Genomic DNA, 18,060 nt, shown 5'->3' on the forward strand with positions numbered 1-18,060 from the left:
CAACTTACAGAGTCAAATGCGGTGGCGTTTTCACTCCCATGGGAGCGCCATTGAAGCAAATAGGATACGAAGTCATCGATCATTCACAGGGCTGGTGCTGGACGCGAGCTAAGAGTGCCCGCGTCTAAGTGGCTGTAGGTCGGCGGGATGCCAATACGGTTTGTCGGATCCCCTTTTTATACGTAACGTGTCGTCACGAGCGTGGTCAATCCACTCGCGGAACACCTCAAATCGGAACCAGACTGGTAGTGCTCGCCCGCCGCGATGCGGCGTGACGAGCACACCCCACCGAACAATTACTCATAGATCCCGTAAGAGGAAACTCACTAGCACGAGCAACAACCCCACGACTGAATCCGTCGTACTCGTTCGTACACGCGCTTCTCGGATTCGTTCGGAAGGCCGTCTGAATATCACATCGTTTCGGATAGGGGTATTCAACTCCTTTCGGCGTGCGATTAATCGAATACTACTATATCCTATTAAGATCGGAGCCTTCTATCCATCAATCTCCGAAAGCGCCTCTATAGCAACATCACTGATTTCGTCTGCTTCGACAGGGGAGTAGCGCTCACAAACCATCTCCTCAGAGTTGTCGAGATACCGGGCGGCGACTGTGTATCCGAAGGCCCGCACAAGAACTCCTCCCACCCCTTGTCGACCGCTGTGAGGTAGGAGATAATCGTGTTTCGGATGATCGATGTCAGTTTCAGCGGCCTCAGAGGGTCTCTGGAGAAATGACCGTGCCCCGTCCGTCAAACACCAACCTGTCGGAGTGCCCGATGGGCCATTAAAATTTGTCCTTGTCCGGTCCACCACACCGGACGAAGACGCCGGTATCGGCGATGTAGACCGTCGTCATGCAGTCGTATCGGCGTATTCGGTAGTAACCGGTTCCAGCGCTTGGAGGATAATCTTGGCTTCAAGCGAAGAGAGGTCGAGTTCCCGTGCCGCAATCCGATGGTTAACCGGGCCGTCGACGTGCTCGGAGGCGTACTCGAAGGCGACAGCAAGACCATCGAAGCCATGGCGCTCGATCTAGCGTCGATATCCTCGTCCTTATCGCGGCGGGCAACCGCGACGATAAGTGCCGGCGTGGTCGGTTGGGTTTCGCCATCCGTCGAGAGTGTGAGTGCAATCGACTCGGAGTCGTAGTCGTACGGGCGATGCTCAACGGATTTTCTCGACTAAGCCAGCGGTTTCGAGGTTCTGGAGGTGGTCGCAGGCAGTCTCCTGTGGGATATCGAACTCGTCGATAAGTTCGGAAACGGTGATGGGACCGTGCTGCAAAATGTGGGCGTAGAGCCGAGCGAGTGCTGGGGTCTCGAGGAAGTCGACGACCGTCTGAAGCTGCTGAATGGGTGGCTGGCCCGACCGGGGGCGGGTACGCCATCGTTGTAATGAATGATAGATAATTCAGATAACGTTTCCCGCTGGAGAGGTGAACTCGGAGTTCTCCCAGTGACGACAGAGAGACACACTCTCTCAGCGGCTTTCCCTGGGATAAGCCTTGACGTGAGGCGATTGTATCATTCGTGCTTCTCCTACGGCGCGGGGTACCTCAAAGTGGCCGTGATTATCGGTAATCATGACCAATTGGTACCGAAGGTTATTCCTGCGAATCCAACGGACATAGCCCCGTCAAACACGTAAATCTCTATTTTGATCATTCTATAAATCATACATTGCTATATCGAATCTACCAGAGTCTTGCTACACAACCTCGGAGGATGGATCTGATGCGTGCCTTCGTTTCGCTATTAAAACATACTATTATTTATGTTTTTTGAGTCCACCCATATATTATAACATCGACACGATATCTACTACAGAGTGTGTCTGAGTAGGAGAGAGCAACAACGACATAAACACGACCTGCGTACCAAGGTATAAGCGATTGATACTCTACCACTTGACCACTTTGGGAAACAAAGAGTGTACCATCATCTCTATTTATATCGATCTGATATCAGACAGACAGACAGACGGACCCACCGATACTGAGATATGACTGGCAACTGTGACTTGTGTGGTCGTGTGATTCAATCTTCCACATTTGAGACTGTTAGTGAGCGGTCATTCTGTTCAAGTGGGTGCCACGAGGTGTACACGACGCTTGGAGCTCCCGATTCCCTCGATACCACCCAGACAACTGAGAACGGGATCGATCAAGAGGAAGACGCGGTTCCTACTGATCAGCATCGTTCTCGGACGTTTCTCCGGATCGATGGAATGTACTCCGCGACGTGTGAGGCGTATCTTGAATCTCTCGCCGAGAAACAAGAGGGAGTGACCAGTGCCGAGGCGAGTTACGTCACGGAGACGATCCGAGTTGAACACGATCCAAACACTGCTTCGAAGGAATCGTTGCGCGAGGTGTTGAGCACTCTGGGGTACACGGCGTATCTCCGTGAGGATGCCTCATCAGACGTGGGAGAGGCCGGTGGCACGACACGTCGATCACGGGAGATGGGTGGGATTCGAAAGCGTCGAGACGACCAGCTCTTGGGAATGCGATACTCCGTTGGGTTCCTCTTCGGTGCGTTTCTGTTGGTCCCATACGTTGCGATCCTCTATCCAGCGCAGCTCGCGTCGATTTTCGACTGGCAAGTGCTCGAAATATTTGAGGGCGCATTTCGGTTAGACAGCCAAGGGGCATTCGTATTCCTCCGACTGTATTTCGTGATGACTGGTATCATTCTCATCTTTACCGGTCTGCCAGTGTTGCGTGGCGCGTATATCAGTCTCAAAATGCGGCGCCCGAACACCGATCTGTTGGTCGCGCTCACCGCCATCAGCGCGTACGCGTACAGTACGGCTGCCGTTATCCTCGGGCAAAACGACATTTTCTATGATCTCGCGATCATCGTCACGGCCGCGGTTACCGCGATGGTATTCTACGAATCGTCAATCAAACAGCGGGCACTTGATCGTCTCACCGAGCTCACCATATCACAGGTCGAGAGTGCACGAACGTACGACTCGGACGGAGAGACTGAGGAAGTTCGCGTGGAGAATCTCAATACAGGGGATGTCGTGCTCGTTCGACAGGGCGAACGTGTTCCAATAGACGGTGAACTGGTTGAAGACAGCTGTACCGTCGACGAAGCGATCGTGACAGGTGAATCGCTTCCGGTGCTCAAACGCGCCGGAGACGACGTGATCGGGGGGTCGATCGTGACGGACGGTGCAGCGTTGGTCCGTGTCGGCCCAGACGTAACGAGTAGTATCGACCGGATAACGACCGCCGTCTGGGACCTACAGAGCGCGACTCACGGCGTCCAACGCCACGCCGACCAACTCGCGTCGTACGCCGTCTTCCTCGTCGTCGGAGCCGCTGTCGCGGTCGGCGGCGTCGGTGTACTCGCATTCGGGATTGGCCTGCCAGATGCCGTCCTCCTCGCGCTGTTGATCATCCTTGCCGGCTCGCCGTGGGCCCTCGGACTTGCGACGCCCCTGTCGGTCGCGAAGAGCCTCTCCAGTGCGCTCCGGCGCGGGATCATCATCTTCGACGAAACAGTCTTCGAACGGCTCCGCGACGTCGATATCGTCGTCTTCGATAAGACGGGGACACTCACAACCGGAGAGATGGAGGTGATCGAAGCGGACGCGCCTCCCGAGTTACTCGACGCCGTCGCCGCCCTCGAACAACGGGCGTCACACCCCGCTGCGAACGCTATCACGACGGCGTTCGCGGGCAGTGACGATGGCGACGCCGCAGCGGCTCAGCCGGACTCGGGAGATGACCCGGTCGGAACGGAAGGCGTCGGTCAGATACGCGAGTTCACGAACCATCGGTCCGGTATCGAAGGCGTGATCGGCGACACGTCGTACCTCGTCGGGAACCTCGATCTATTCGCAGAACAGGGGTGGACCGTTAACGACGACATCCGGTCTCGGGTCGCCGACGCTCAGGGATTCGGACAGCTTCCGGTCGTGATCGGTCGTGACGGGACAGCAGAGGGGCTGATCGTCGTCGGGGACGAGCCGCGAGACGGCTGGGATGACACCGTCTCTCGGCTTGGGGAGCGGGGCACGGAGATCGTCGTCCTGACCGGCGACGACGAGGAGGCGACGGACTTCTTCAAGCGACACGACGCCGTGACGCACGTCTTTGCGACGGTTCCGCCGGAGGGGAAGACGGCGACGATCCGGCGGCTCAAATCTGATGGGGAGGTCGCGATGGTCGGTGACGGTACCAACGAGCCCCGGCGCTCGCCGCTGCCGACCTCGGCATCTCACTGGGCGGCGGTACGGCATTAGCCGCCGCCGCCGCCGATATCGCGATCGTCGACAACGACATCCGCTCCGTCGAAACCGCCTTCGACCTCGCGGGGGCGGCTCGCCGTCGGGTGAAACAGAACAACCTCCTCGCGTTCTCCTACAACGGTATCGCGCTCGCGGCGTTGGCCGTCGGCTTCTTCAATCCGCTGACGGCAGCGGCCGCGGTCATTGCCAGTGGTGGGTTGCTCGCCGTAAACACTCGACGGAAACTCCTCGGGTAGCGAGGTACGGTCGCCGACGGAACTCGGATCCGAATCGCCCTACTGACGTGGAAGAGTGGCCATCTATTATTCGGACATCGTCGATCCAATCGGTGCGGTCGTCACCCGGCTCCGACTCACTTCTGTTTCTAAAGGACTATTCTTGTCCAGACACTACCACAACCATGGAATTCGACTTCACACGTTCGGTGGTTCCGCTTGCCGTGATCGTCGCCGTCGCAACGGTCGCGCTAACCGCCGTGATGGCACCCTCGACCGTTTTTATGATGGTTCTCCCCTCGATGATCGCGTTCTCGGTGGTCGCGTACTTCCTCGGGATGAAACACGGCGAATTCCGCGGTAGTCCGTAGCGCCCCTGTCCGGCACCGCCCCCAAAGTCACAGTGTCACTCCACCTAAAGCGTCCTAATTCAGTTACCACCACCGGTGGTCCGCACTTCGTGTTCAACAGGCTCGATGAGCGATCAGCAGCCGAGAATCGACGAGGCCGGGATGTTTACTCGGTGACTCCCGCACTGAGCTCAGACACGTCTTTCCGGACGGGTGTCGAGGAGTCGATCGAATACACGAGCGTTCCGGTGAACAGTGCGATGCTCCCTAACAGGAATATCGAATTGAGCGGCGACGCCGAATCGACGAAGATCCAGTATATCGGCGCCGCAATTGTTGGGCCGGCTGCGATGACGGCGACTTGGGAGACGAGGGGGCCACAACACCCACACGTACACGCACCGACGACCGTCGCCGTCCCGGCCGTACTCTGTGTCGCTCCCGCCTGCTGATCGAGACGCCACGAGTGAGCGACGGCGGCCGCGTTCAACCCCACGAGGACGCCGAGGAGTCCGAGCACGATGACCACGCCGGGAGAGATCGCGATGAAAAACGGAACGTCGGGGAGCAGAACCTCAAGGGTGGGCCATCGCACGATCTGATACAGTACGTTCAGGACCGCCACGGTCGTCTCCTGCGGAGCGCCCTCTTCACTGAAGAAAGATAGGTATCCCGTCGTCGCCATAAAGAAGAGGCTCACCATGGCTCCGACGCTGAATCCGAACCGACGCGCCACCGGATCCCGAAGGATCGTCGACAGTGCCGTGCCAACGTCTTTCCAGAGGATGTAGCCGACGAGCAGCGGCGTCGCGAGGACGATTCCGTACCCGATCGGGTTGGTGTAGCCGCTGAATCCGGGCAGCAGATACGGGTACAGTATCCAGCCGCCGAGCAGCATGCCGAGAGCCATGTACCGTGGACGTGTCGTCCATCGCACGAGTCCGGTCAGGAAACTCGCGACCACGACTACCAAGCCGGTTCCGATCGCGAGCGGCTGGTACCACGACCGCGGGAACGGCATCGAGTCCGCACGATACGCCGGATCCGGGGCCAGACCCTCGAAGAGGATTGCGCCGCCGACAGTAATTCCGATACCGACCGCAATCCCGTACAGAGCGGTTCTCGGCGAGATCCGCCTCCTCCGCTTGAGGAGGACGAGCGCACCGATCGAGAGGACGCCGATACCAGCGATCGCTAGCCCGTGCGACTGTGAGAGTCCCGACGACTCAGCGCTACCGTGGGCGGAAACTGTTGGGATTAGCGAAAGGAGACAGATCCCGACAGCAATCAGGACGAATAGACGGAGCGACCTTCGTCGAGGTCTGGGTCTGTCAGCATCAGCGTTCCCTTTCAGGCCTTTCTGAGTCATCGCGAGGGCTTAGAGACTCACACACAATTATCTGTCTCTCTCGTCCCCCCCGAGACGTACTGCCTGACCACCCCGAGAGTCTGCACACGCGTGGAACCGTCCTGTAGAGTCTCGACCAGAACGGTTCAGAAGTGCGTATCTGATCGCGTCAGTTCGGTTCGTAGCCGGCGTACTCCATGAGCTGACTGAAGATGTCCGAGTCCATGACGGAGCGGTACACCCCGCCGGTAAGCATGCCGCCGGGGTAGAATGACCCGTTCATCACGTGGTTGACCTTGTGGCAGTGCATGAGGTAGATCTCGGGGTCCGCGTCGGCCGTGAACTCGATCGTGTGCCGTTCCGCGGGGGCGATGTTCGTGACGTCGATGTCGTGTCTGGCGGCTTCCGGAACGACCCCGCCGTCCTTTTCGACGCGCTGGAAGCGGTGGTTGTGGATATGCATCGGGTGCGACATGTATCTCCCGTTGACGAGGTGAATACGGACCTGATCGCCCTGATCGACGATGATCGGTGACCCTTGTTCGGGGTGGAGCGTCCGGGGTGCTCTCTTCCCGTTAACGGTGAAGACGTCTGGATTGCGTGAGGCCGTGTTGTACGTGAAGTCCGCTTCACCAGCCCACTTCTTCGGGCTCCGCGAGTCCCAGTCTTTGATCGTCATGAAGTACTCCCGGTCCGCCGGTTCGTAGCCCTCGGGATCGACCCGGAAGATCCCGTACATCCGGCTCTGTTGAAATCCTTAGGAACTGGTAGGACCGGCGTGCGAGATACAGAGGCTGTATCTATCAACGACTCTTGATTCGCGTCAGCTCCCCCGTTACAGCCCGACGAAGCGATAGTGTAACTGGTAGCGAAGGGTGTTAGGCTCGTCCCCACGAACCCTTGTCCGAATGGACGCTAAGGAGTGGCTCCGTCGGCACCAAGTCCTCGTGTACGCAGTTGCCGTCGCGCTGGCGGTGGTCATCGGAGTGGGCCGTCCGATGTGGGCCACGCCCATCGAAGGACTCATCAACCCCGTGCTGGCCGTCCTGCTGTACGTCACGTTCCTCGAAATCCCGTTTGTGCGGCTCCGCCGGGCGTTCACGAACGGGCGGTTCATCGGAGCGGCCCTCGGGCTGAACTTCCTCGTTGTGCCGGTCGTGGTGTGGGGACTCACCCGAGTCCTCCCGTCCGACCGAGTCGTCCTCGTCGGTGTCCTGATGGTACTACTGACGCCGTGCATCGACTACGTCATCACTTTCACCGACCTCGCGGACGGCGACGCCGAACAGCTCACCGCGACGACACCGGCGCTGATGCTGGTACAACTGCTCCTGCTCCCGGTGTACCTGTGGCTGTTCGTCGGCCCGGAGATTGCGGCGGTCATCGAGGCAGGCCCGTTCATCGAGGCGTTCGTGCTGATCATCGCGCTGCCGCTGGGGCTGGCGTGGCTCACCGAGGCCGGTGCGGAGCGCTCCGGGCGGGTCGCGGGGTGGCAGGAGACGCTGGGGTGGTTTCCCGTGCCGATGATGGGCGTAACACTGTTCGTCGTCATCGCCTCGCAACTCCCGCGTGTACAGAACGCCTTCGATCAGATTGTAGTGGTCGTGCCGGTCTACGTCGCGTTTCTGTTCGTCATGCCGTTGCTCGGGCGATTGGTGAGCGGCCTGTTCGGGATGGACGTTGGCGAGCGGCGGGCACTGGTGTTCACGTCCGTGACACGGAACTCGCTGGTCGTCTTGCCGCTGGGGCTTGCGCTGCCAGCGGGTTACGAGTTGGTGCCGGCTATCATCGTGACGCAGACGCTGGTCGAGTTGAGCGGGATGGTGGTACTCACGCGAGTCGTGCCGGCGGTACTAGTTCCGGCTCCGCCGGCTGACGACAGCCAGCCCACTATACCGAGTGGTGAGTGATTCCCGGCGGTGGCCGATTCGCGCTCTATATTCAGCACAGCTGCAAAAACATATCACCTGCTGAGGATTTCAACAGAGCCGTACATCCCCATATCGATGTGGCGGTGGGTCTGGAGGTGGCAGTGATACAGGTGCGTCCCCGGAACGTTCGCCGGAATCTCATAGGTGTGCTTCTCGCCCGCGGGAACTTTGATCCCGGTCAACGTCGGGACGCCGTCGTTTTTCCACGTCTTCGTGACACCGTGGAAGTGGATCGTGTGCGGTCTACGCCCGTTCGTGTTGTCGAGCGTCACTTCCATGTCGTTACCTTCGGTCGTACGGAGGATCGGGCCTGGAACGCTCGGATCGTTGTCGTCGACCTGCCACGCCCAGACACGCGGCAACTCAACTGGACCACCCATTGAATCGAGCGGGTGGACGGCGTGTCGTGCCGGCTGCGTCCCCATCGTCACAGAGCCTCCCTGCTCGTCGACGTTGACCACCGTCGGAGGACTGGTGTAGGGAAGGTCAGACGGTGTCGTCTGGGCTTCACTCGGTGTGCCAGTAGCTGCTGTCGGCGCGTTAATTATTTTTGATGAACAGCCCGCCAACGCTGATACGCCCGTCACGCCGGTCGCAGCAAGAAATTCTCGCCGGGACAGTCCGGTTCCGGGGGCACCGAAAGGTGTCGTCATGGTTCATTCGACACATTGGGCTGTCGCGATAAACGAGGACTGCAGAACCCCTATTTTTGAGAAGGCAAGCGAATATGTTCGACAACAGTCGGACGGGTTTCACAAGCAAAACTAAGGGTTTGCTGTCGAAAGAACTGAGATCTGAGACCCACAGATAGCAAACAGTTACATTCCACCTGTTGCCGTCAGATACGCGCTCGTGAATTGAATCGCATTGTACGCACCGTGAATCAGAGCCGGAACAACGAGGTTATCGGTGTACTCGTAGGTCGCACCGAGTACCAGAGCTAGTACGAATGCGATACCGACGTACACGAGCTTCCCTTCTCCACTCAACGAGAAGAGATGGATCGACGCGAAGAGGGCGCTCGCAAGAACGATTGCACGGGTTGGATGTAACGTTTCTCGGAGCGTTCCCTGAACCAGTCCTCGGTATAACAGCTCTTCGCCCGGACCGACTAGCAGAAACGATAGAGGAATGAGAATTAGAAAAGCTATCGGATTTTGCTGACCAACTGTTACTACTTGGTTTTCTGCTGATTCCAGTCCGAGCGAGGAGATAACGCGTGATGAGACAATGAGTAATCCGAGGAGTGTACCTACCCCCCCGATGGTTACAGCAACATCTCACCTGTCCGGAATCGAAAGCGAAACGAATTCGAAGTCGAGATCTCGGAATCTGAGATAGAGGATTGAGAGCCCTCCGAATGTCACCCCCTGTAACAAGATCGTGCTCATTACGAGGCGCAACGATGGACGAGCGGTTACATCGACCCCGAATGCGCCCAGCAGTGCGGCAACGATGGTGACAATTACCGACCCAATAACCGTTGAGCCGTACGTGAGCCCAACTGCACTCCCGACAGACTGAATCCGTGTCGTTATTTCTGTCATTTGAAAATCAGTGGTTGTGACTCGTGTTGTCGGCAGTCTCCGGGTCCCTCTCCATCTCACCCACTAGTTCGACGGTTGCGTGATCGATTCCATGGTCGGAAAGAAGCTGATGGACGCGAGAGCGGATCGCCTGATGTTGGTCTAGTGATGTGGGCTCATACTGAAGGCGCACTGTCGCTACGGTCAACTGACTACATACTTGCCAGACGTGTATGTCGTCGACGTCTTCAACGCCATCGACAGCTGTCAGTTCATTTCGAAGTTTATCCGGTGAGATAGGGCTCCGTTCTAAGAGGATTGAGGTGCTTCCGCGGAGTACCTTTCCTGCCGAAACGAGCACTAACACGCCGATGAGGATGGCAGCCACCGGGTCGGCGACAGGTAAATCGAACGTGACGACGGCGAGTGTCGAAATGATCACCGCGACTGATCCACCGGCATCGCCGAGAAGGTGATAGAATGCGCCGCGCTCGTTGAGGCTCATCTCGCCCCCTTGTACGATATAGACCGATCCCAAGTTGACAAGCAAGCCGCCGACGGCGATGATCAGCGTCATTGTCGGATCGATCTCAACCGGGTCCAGGAACCGTTGATACGATTCCCACAGGATGTACCCGACCATCGGAACGAGCAGTATCCCGTTGAGAAACGCAGCAACCGGCTCCAGTCGATGGAGTCCGTACGACCACTCAGCACCGCCTTCGAATCGTTCCGCGGTGTAGCTCGCGCCGAACGCCATTGCGTACGCAAGCATGTCGAATAGCATGTGGAGCGCATCGCTGATGAGAGCGACCGAACCGAAGAGGAGCCCACCAGCCAATTCGGCAAGGAAGCCAAGGAAATTGACGACCGCTACGAGGGCAAGTCGGCGCGTACTGCTGCCTGTTTCGGTTGTTAGTTCATATTCTTCCGTCTCTTCGTGAGCATGCCCGTGTTGACTCATACGTTTTGATCTGATAAATTCGTAATGTCCGGTATTACGACTCTCAAGCGTCAGTTGTTCTCTGTCTCCGGTTCGACGCGAGAGAGTCGCATTGCGTTCCCGGTCACGGCCATCGTCATCCCCGCGTCGCCGGCGAGGACGGCGAGCCAGATGGGGACGTACCCGAACGGAACCGCGAGAGCAAGTCCGGCTTTGACACCGAGGCTGGCCCAGATATTCTGCCGGATGACGCCGTTTGCGTCGTTCGCGAGCTCGTAGAGATACGGGAGCTTTGCGAGGTCGTCACCCATCAGCGCGATGTCGGCCGTCTCCAACGCGGTGTCCGTCCCGGCCGCGCCCATCGCAATACCCACCGTTGCCGTCGCGAGCGCCGGGGCGTCGTTGATCCCATCACCGACCATCGCGACGCCCTCGTGTTCCTCGATGAGCTCCTCGACGGCAGCCACTTTCTCGTCGGGGAGCAGTTCTGCCCGGTACTCGTCGACTCCGACTTGGTCGGCGATCGCGCGAGCAGTTCGCTCGTTGTCGCCGGTCAGCATGACCGTCCGTGAGACGCCGAGATCTCTGAGTCGAGCGATCGTTCGCGCTGCTTCGGGACGGATCTCGTCGGCCACGGCGACGATACCTTCAAGTTCGTCTTCAGTGCCGACGAGGATGACCGTCTTCCCTTCCGATTGAAGCTTCGGAACCGTCTCTTCGAGCAGATCGAGGCAGTTGTTCCGGTCACAGATCTGCCGGGCAGTCTGCCTGACGACACCCCCGTCGGTCGTCGCATGGACGTGTGAGAGATCGAAACCTAACTCCTCGAACAGCCCCGGCTTCCCGGCGAAGTGCGGCGTGCCGCCGAGATCGGCACGCACTCCCTTTCCGGTGATGCTTTCGAAGTCATCGATATCGCGCTCGTCGACCCCCATACTGCCGGCTTCAGCGACGATTGCCTCGCCGATGGGATGTTCGCTCCGCTGTTCGAGCCCACGCGCACACCGGAGGACATCTTCTTCGGAATTTTCGTTCAGTGGAACGACGTCGGTGACGGTGAGCTCCCCTTTCGTGAGCGTCCCGGTCTTGTCGAACGCGACGACGTCGACGCTCCCCATCGCTTCGAGGTGGTTGCCGCCCTTGATCAGGACCCCGTTCTTAGCAGCGCTCGTGATCCCCGACACCACGGAGACGGGCGTCGAGATGACGAACGCACACGGACAGGCGAGTACGAGGAGCGTCAGCCCATAAACGACGGCCGTGGGCCACGTGATTCCAAGGACGTACGGGCTCCCCACTGTCGTCAGGATGGCGAAGGCAACGACGACCGGCGTGTAGTATGCCGAGAAGCGCTCGACGAACTGCTCACGCTCGGTCTTGTTTGACTGAGCGTCTTCGACCATCTCCACGATACGCGAGAGCGTGTTATCGCCGGCCTCGGAGGTAACCTCCACCTCGAGATACCCCTCTTCGTTGATCGTACCGGCGTACACCTCGTCTCCCATCGCCTTATCGACGGGCACGCTTTCGCCCGTGATGGGCGCCTGATTGACTGCGCTTTCACCGTCGACGACGGTCCCGTCGAGTGGGATCTTCTCGCCCGGCTTCACGACGACGACGTCACCGACAGCGACCTCGTCGACTGGAACCGTCTCCGTACTACTGTCTCGCTTGACGGTCGCTTCGTCCGGCGAGAGGTCCATCAACTCCCGGAGCGAGTTCCGGGCGCGATCCATCGAGTACCGCTCCAGCAGTTCAGCAACGCTAAACAGGAACGCGAGGGTGGCGGCCTCGAAGTAAAGCGCTTCACCGAAGGCGAGGCTCGCGACCAGCGCCCCGAGGATAGCCACCGACATCAAAAAGTCGATATCGAGGTTCAGATTCCGCGCCGAGTAGTAGCCGTTGCGAAGGATCTCTTGACCCCCGAAGGCGACGGCGACAAGGAACAGTCCGTCGGCAACGAACAGCTCTGTGCCGAGAAGGCTCGCAATCTGTCCGTTCTGCCCAGTGAGGAAGAATTCAAGGAGCAAACCGAGAGCAACGAACCCACCGCTGATCCACGTCTTGAGTGCCCGCGGACTCACCCAGATGCTCTCGCGTTCCTCGGTCGCGTTCTGACCTTCGGACTCGTCGCTCGAACTGTCTGTAACCTCGTATCCAGCACGTTCGATAGCACTGATTATCTCGGCTTCTCCGGCCTCCGAAGAATCGTACGTGACAACGACGGTTCCGTTCGTTGGCCGGGTTTTATACGCTGTGACTCCAGCTTTGTCGAGTGACTTTTCGATCTTCCCCGCACACGAGGGGCAGTCCATCTCGGGAACCGTAAATTTCGTCGTTATCTCGTCGACGTCTTCGATGGTGTATCCCGCCTTTTCGACCCGATCAGCTATCTCGGTAGCGCTGGTTTGCTCGCTGTCGTATGAGACTGTCAACGTTCCCGTCGTCACTTGCGGGTCGATGCTGTTGATCCCGTCCAGTTTTTCGACGCTGTTCTCAACTTTTCCTGCACACGAGGGACAGTCCATCTCCGGAACCGAGAGCTGTGCAACATTCCCTTGCCCGTGTGGTGGGGAGGTGTCATCGACATCCCTTGTATGCTGAGTGGACTCGTGACTATGCTGAGATCCCTCTTCGTGCGTGTGGGTTCGATTCGGTGGTTCGCCACGTTTGTCGTGGGAATCATCGTCAGGTGGGGTCATTACTCGCCGCTTGCCGCTACAGATTTATTAAATCTACTGCGAAAAATGCCCCCTATTATGTTAAATATTAATAAATACTATGTATTTGATTATTAACATTCCCGTTAGATCATCTCACTCGAACTGTCCCGACCATTCCAGAACTCTCATGCGGAATACAACAGTACCCGTACGTTCCGGGTTGATCGAACGTGTGCTCGTAGTTCTCCCCCGGGGCGATGAGTCCCTCAGTAACCCGGTTCCTCGCAGCACGCTCTGACTCGAAGCCACCACTTGCGAAGTACACGGCCTCGGCAGGAATCTCGTCTTCGTACGCTGTGACCGTGTGCTGGATGTCGCTCTCGTTCGTCCACGTCACTGTCCCTTCGGTTTCGATCGTCACAGTCTTCGGCTCGAACGTGTGATCGTCGGGCATCGTGACGGCCAGGCTCGACGATGCCTGCCCGCTCAAACATCCAGCGGTGCTCAGCGTCGCCAAGGCGGCAGTACTGAGTCGCAATACCGTCCGTCGATTGTAGAATTTGAGTGTCATTGGAACAGAGATGGGTGGTGCCTATCAGAGCGCCACGAAGAGGTCGGTCACGTACATCACGCCGAGGCCGAGCAGGAACGCAAGCAGGTTCGTGGCGCTGGCCACGCGACCGCCTGCATCCCGAACCATTCCCGCGATCTCCCAGTTGACCTGTAAGATTGCGCCAACCCCGATCGCGAGGAAGAAGGCGCCGATCGTTGGTGAATAGGCGAGACTGCCGATCCAGCCACCGAGAATGACGGGTGCGCCGGCGATGACGCCGATCGCGGACTCATTTATTCTCCCGTTTCTGATGGTTATGCTCCTCGCTGCGTTCACGGGAATCCCGCTATCTCGACTTCGCGCTGCCTTTGGGAACCGACGCGTCATGGGTCCAGTCTCCTCGTCAACTTTCTCTGGAGTCCTTTGTTGGCCGTCGGGCTTGGCGCCGTCTTCCTCCGCGAGTACCCGGCGCTGTGGGTCGGGCTCATTATGCTGATGGTCACCCCGTGTACAGACTGGTACCTGTTATTCACTGACATCGCAGGCGGAGATGTGCCGCTCGCCACCTCGCTGTTGCCGTACAATCTCGTGTTACAGCTCGTACTATTGCCTGTGTATCTGTACGTCTTTGCGGGGACGCTCGTTGAGTTACCGACGGCGCTGCTGGTAGAGAGCGTCGTGCTCGTGTTGGTCGTTCCGCTCACGCTTGGGGGCGTGACTCGATCGGGACTGATCCAGTGGCGGAGCCAACAGTGGTTCAACAGGCGCTTTCTTCCGAAGATGAGTCCGCTACAGATCGTGTTTCTGAACCTCGCTATCGGGGCGATGTTCGCCTCGCAAGGCGGGGTTATCGTCGAGAACCCCCGACTGCTCGCACTGATGGCAATCCCCGTAATTGCATTTTACGCGATTAACCTCGGTGTGGGATTCGCTGTCGGCCGCGTGCTCGACTTCTCGTACGAGGAACTCTTGTGTTTCAATAACACCATCCTCTCGCGGAACTCACCGACCGCGCTCGGAATCGCCGTAGTCGCGTTTCCGAATGAGCCGCTCATTCCGTTTGTGCTGGTGATCGGCCCGCTCTTGGAACTTCCCCTACTGGGGATAATCGCCCAAGTACACGTGGCGATTAGCGACCGTGGATGGTGGCTGCGTACGTCCGAGGACACTGCATAGATGTACCATCAACCAACACGATCTCCACCACAAAGAGTGACTAATTGTAACTCGTAGTATGTGTCTGCCAAAGCGTGACTCATTGAATGTTCAGGGTTTGATACCTGCTGTCGATCGGATGCGTAGTGGGTGTGGTTTCGTCCGTGAAAGTATCTTCTTGCAGGGGTACTACATTTTTATCGAAGAGTATTGCAGGTCTCTTCTTGTTTGAAACAGCGATCTATTTAGTCGAAATAGCATGGTTATCGACCCAATTTACATCAGTCTCCCAGCAGACTAAAACAAATTGTTGCGTCCCGGGTTCACTTCTCTCCAACCATCTCACCGGGTACCTGCGTCCATGCCACCCATTCACGCAAGCGCGGTCTCAGCAGCCAATTCAATGAAATAAGGCAAGACGAATATTGTTCGAGCGGTGAACCAGAACGGTTTCAATGTTGGGCACGGTACCACCTACTAACAGCCCGATCTTATGTCACACAAGGTAACAGCAATACTACAGATCGAACACAGATATAACGATTCGGGACAGCATAGTCATAACACACCTCTATCTGACCACGACAATCTATCTTGACATGACGCGAACTGACGACTCCTGTAAACTTTGCGATCTCCCGGTTGCCGAGACGGGAGTTGCCGATTCCGACGGCTGCACCTTCTGTTGTCGAGGATGCCGCGACGTATATGATGCCCTGGGAGATCTCGAGGATATCGATACTGAGGCTGTTCGACGCCAGAAAGCGGCTGACAACTCTAAAGAATGGACAGTCCCTGACGACCATGAGAGCACATTCCTCGAAATCGAGGGGATGTACTGTGCGACCTGCGAGGCGTTCATTGAGTCTGCCGCGACGACGATCGACGGCGTGAGCGGTGCCGAAGCGAGCTACCTCACCGAGACCACACGGATCGACCACGACCCTGAGGTAGTCACATGCGAGGAACTCTGCGAAACGGTGTCGGGGTTCGGGTACTCAGCGTACCCTCGCGACGATGCTTTCCGACAACGACAAGCCGACAACAGGGCATTCGCTCGGATGGCTGTCGGTGTTCTCTTTGGGATGATGGTGATGCTCCAGTACATCGTTATTATATACCCAACGTACTTCGGCGGGCTCTTCTACGATGAACGAATGGTGCATTTCCTCGAAGAGATGATGGCTGGATCTGGTGCAAACTACTTTTTCATTGTAATTGCCGTCCTCACGACGCTTGTGCTGTTGATCACCGGGAAGCCGATTCTCCGAGGTGCGTATGTTAGCGTCCGTACCCGTTCGCCGAACATGGATCTCCTCGTGGCGATCGCCGCAGTAAGTGCGTACCTTTACAGCACGGTTACGCTTCTCAACGGCGGTACACATGTCTACTATGATGTCACGGTCGCCATCGTTGTCATTGTCACAGTTGGCAACTACCATGAATCGTCGATCAAACGACGTGCGACGGATCTCCTTTCGGACCTCACGACCGTGCAAGTGGACCACGCTCGCCGTCTGGAGAACGATGCTTATGAGGAAGTACCTATCGAGGAACTATCCGGTGACGACCAGGTATTGGTTCGGGAGGGTGAACGAGTCCCGGTCGACGGTTGCGTTGTTGAAGGACGGGCTTCGGTCGATGAAGCGGTTGTGACCGGTGAATCACTCCCTGTCCACAAGACGCCAAGTGACGAGGTCGTGGGCGGATCGGTCGTCGAAGATGGTGCAGTAGCCATCTCCGTCGACGAGGACCCAACCAACACGCTCGATCGTATCGAGAACCTCGTTTGGAATCTGCAGAGTTCCGCACACGGTATCCAGAAATTAGCTGATAAGCTCGCGACGATCTTCGTTCCGTTAGTGCTCGTCCTCGCGGTCGTCGTCACCACCGCGTACCTCTCGTTCGGAGCCTCCATCGCAACTGCTCTGCTCATCGGGTTGACCGTCCTTATCGTCTCCTGTCCGTGCGCGCTGGGATTGGCGACGCCGCTGGCGGTTGCATCCGGGATTAAAGAAGCTCTCGAACGAAATATCGTCGTCTTCGATGACACGGTTTTCGAGCGGCTTCGAGGGGCTGATACGGTTGTCTTCGACAAGACAGGAACGATCACCACAGGGGATTTTGAGGTTGTTCGAACGGAAGCTCCGGACGAACTGCTGGCCGCGGCCGCCAGACTCGAGGCGAAGTCTGGCCATCCAGTCGCGGCCGCGATTGCAAAACTGGACCGGGCCGCTACCGACGGCGGTATCACGGACGACAGTCGGAACAAAGAAGTGGATCTCAAGGAAGTCGAACCGTTCACTGCGAACGCGCCTGTCGAGGGAGTCGAGGCATTTGAGAGCCACGCAAAGGGCGTCTCGGGAATCGTTGATGGAACCCGTCTCCTTGTCGGACATCCGGACCTATTCGCTGACGAAGGCTGGGACGTTCCCACAGATATCGACACGCAGGCTTCTGAAGAGCGGGAGTGTGGTAATATGCCGATTCTCGTTGGACGCGAGGGTGCTACGGAGGGGTTCGTCGTCCTCGGAGATACAGTTCGAGAGGAGTGGGAAGAGACTGTGCGATCGCTCAGCCAGCAGGATATCGACGTGGTCGTGCTGACTGGCGACGACAGCCGCGTGGCCGACCATTTCCATGAACACAACCATATTGACCGGGTTTTCACTGGCGTACCGCCGGAAGGGAAAGCTGAGACGGTAGCGCGGTTGACATCCGATGGCCAAACGGTAATGGTTGGCGACGGGACGAACGACGCACCGGCGCTGGTGCAGGCCGATCTCGGAATCGCCCTCGGTGGGGGAACGGCGATGGCCATCGACGCCGCGGACATCGCTATTGTCGATGACGACCTCCGGTCGGTAGCCACCGTGTTCGAGCTTTCGACCGCGGCCGGTAGACGGGTGAAAGAAAACATCGGCTGGGCGTTCTGTTACAACGCTATCGCCATCCCATTGGCTATCACCGGCTTGCTCAATCCGCTGTTTGCAGCGGCTGCGATGGCAATGAGCAGTATCCTCGTCGTGACTAATTCCTCACGATCGCTATTATCGGAATAGCCGCCCGAACCATCGTTGATCGACTGGTAGTGGTCGATACAAACT

At 57.8% G+C, this 18,060-nt stretch carries 9 protein-coding genes and 6 pseudogenes; 5 read left to right on the forward strand and 10 right to left on the reverse strand.

Annotated elements, in window-relative coordinates:
* Positions 1-498: 498 nt before the first annotated feature.
* Together DM868_RS11890 and DM868_RS15800 are read right to left on the reverse strand one after the other, a co-directional pair.
* A pseudogene (locus tag DM868_RS11890) lies at positions 499-756 on the reverse strand (site-specific integrase); the annotation flags it as partial.
* Positions 757-858: 102 nt separating this feature from the next.
* Positions 859-1,359, reverse strand: a pseudogene (locus tag DM868_RS15800) (winged helix-turn-helix domain-containing protein).
* 648 nt (positions 1,360-2,007) lie between these two features.
* Between DM868_RS15800 and DM868_RS11900 the strand changes: the two are divergent.
* Both DM868_RS11900 and DM868_RS11905 read left to right on the forward strand, forming a co-directional pair.
* Positions 2,008-4,505 (forward strand): annotated as a pseudogene (locus DM868_RS11900) (heavy metal translocating P-type ATPase).
* A gap of 164 nt (positions 4,506-4,669) precedes the next feature.
* A complete protein-coding gene (locus DM868_RS11905; protein WP_137277094.1) occupies positions 4,670-4,855 on the forward strand; it encodes a DUF7333 family protein in 186 nt (61 codons plus the stop codon).
* Positions 4,856-5,000: 145 nt separating this feature from the next.
* Here DM868_RS11905 and DM868_RS11910 read toward each other — a convergent pair whose 3' ends face one another.
* Positions 5,001-6,203, reverse strand: a complete 1,203-nt coding sequence (locus DM868_RS11910; RefSeq protein ID WP_137277095.1) for a hypothetical protein — start codon at positions 6,201-6,203, stop codon at positions 5,001-5,003.
* Positions 6,204-6,351: 148 nt separating this feature from the next.
* A pseudogene (locus DM868_RS11915) lies at positions 6,352-6,921 on the reverse strand (multicopper oxidase domain-containing protein); the annotation flags it as partial.
* Between the two features lie 169 nt (positions 6,922-7,090).
* Between DM868_RS11915 and DM868_RS11920 the strand changes: the two are divergent.
* Positions 7,091-8,092 (forward strand): arsenic resistance protein, encoded by a 1,002-nt coding sequence (locus DM868_RS11920; RefSeq protein ID WP_137277096.1) that lies wholly within the window; start codon positions 7,091-7,093, stop codon positions 8,090-8,092.
* A gap of 65 nt (positions 8,093-8,157) precedes the next feature.
* Here the strand turns inward: DM868_RS11920 and DM868_RS11925 are convergent.
* The 6 genes and pseudogenes from DM868_RS11925 to DM868_RS11950 all read right to left on the reverse strand — a co-directional run.
* Positions 8,158-8,766, reverse strand: a pseudogene (locus DM868_RS11925) (multicopper oxidase domain-containing protein); the annotation flags it as partial.
* 165 nt (positions 8,767-8,931) lie between these two features.
* Positions 8,932-9,378, reverse strand: a complete 447-nt coding sequence (locus DM868_RS15525; RefSeq protein ID WP_342776396.1) for a CPBP family intramembrane glutamic endopeptidase — start codon at positions 9,376-9,378, stop codon at positions 8,932-8,934.
* 289 nt (positions 9,379-9,667) lie between these two features.
* Positions 9,668-10,603, reverse strand: coding sequence for a cation diffusion facilitator family transporter (locus tag DM868_RS11935; protein WP_137277098.1), 936 nt, complete (start codon positions 10,601-10,603; stop codon positions 9,668-9,670).
* Between the two features lie 50 nt (positions 10,604-10,653).
* Complete coding sequence (locus DM868_RS11940; protein WP_137277099.1) at positions 10,654-13,284, reverse strand: heavy metal translocating P-type ATPase; 2,631 nt, start codon at positions 13,282-13,284, stop codon at positions 10,654-10,656.
* A 109-nt stretch (positions 13,285-13,393) separates the two neighbouring features.
* Positions 13,394-13,783: a cupredoxin domain-containing protein gene (locus DM868_RS11945; protein ID WP_246049093.1), complete on the reverse strand. Its 390-nt coding sequence runs from the start codon at positions 13,781-13,783 to the stop codon at positions 13,394-13,396.
* 57 nt (positions 13,784-13,840) lie between these two features.
* On the reverse strand, positions 13,841-14,134 hold the full coding sequence (locus tag DM868_RS11950) for a hypothetical protein (protein WP_222845533.1): 294 nt from the start codon (positions 14,132-14,134) through the stop codon (positions 13,841-13,843).
* Here DM868_RS11950 and DM868_RS11955 point away from each other — a divergent pair.
* Positions 14,031-14,974: pseudogene (locus DM868_RS11955) on the forward strand (arsenic resistance protein). The gene DM868_RS11950 and the pseudogene DM868_RS11955 sit on opposite strands and share 104 nt — an antisense overlap.
* A 578-nt stretch (positions 14,975-15,552) precedes the next feature.
* Complete coding sequence (locus tag DM868_RS11960; RefSeq protein ID WP_137277101.1) at positions 15,553-18,015, forward strand: heavy metal translocating P-type ATPase; 2,463 nt, start codon at positions 15,553-15,555, stop codon at positions 18,013-18,015.
* Positions 18,016-18,060: the final 45 nt, after the last annotated feature.

It is taken from the genome of Natronomonas salsuginis (assembly GCF_005239135.1).
GTDB classification, from domain to species: Archaea; Halobacteriota; Halobacteria; order Halobacteriales; family Haloarculaceae; genus Natronomonas; species Natronomonas salsuginis.

Bases quoted from the DNA above. Each gene is read 5' to 3' on its own strand.
- DM868_RS11905 (WP_137277094.1), top strand. From the start codon at position 4,670: ATGGAATTCGACTTCACACGTTCGGTGGTTCCGCTTGCCGTGATCGTC.
- DM868_RS11910 (WP_137277095.1), bottom strand. From the start codon at position 6,203: ATGACTCAGAAAGGCCTGAAAGGGAACGCTGATGCTGACAGACCCAGA.
- DM868_RS11920 (WP_137277096.1), top strand. From the start codon at position 7,091: ATGGACGCTAAGGAGTGGCTCCGTCGGCACCAAGTCCTCGTGTACGCA.
- DM868_RS11935 (WP_137277098.1), bottom strand. From the start codon at position 10,603: ATGAGTCAACACGGGCATGCTCACGAAGAGACGGAAGAATATGAACTA.
- DM868_RS11940 (WP_137277099.1), bottom strand. From the start codon at position 13,284: ATGACCCCACCTGACGATGATTCCCACGACAAACGTGGCGAACCACCG.
- DM868_RS11960 (WP_137277101.1), top strand. From the start codon at position 15,553: ATGACGCGAACTGACGACTCCTGTAAACTTTGCGATCTCCCGGTTGCC.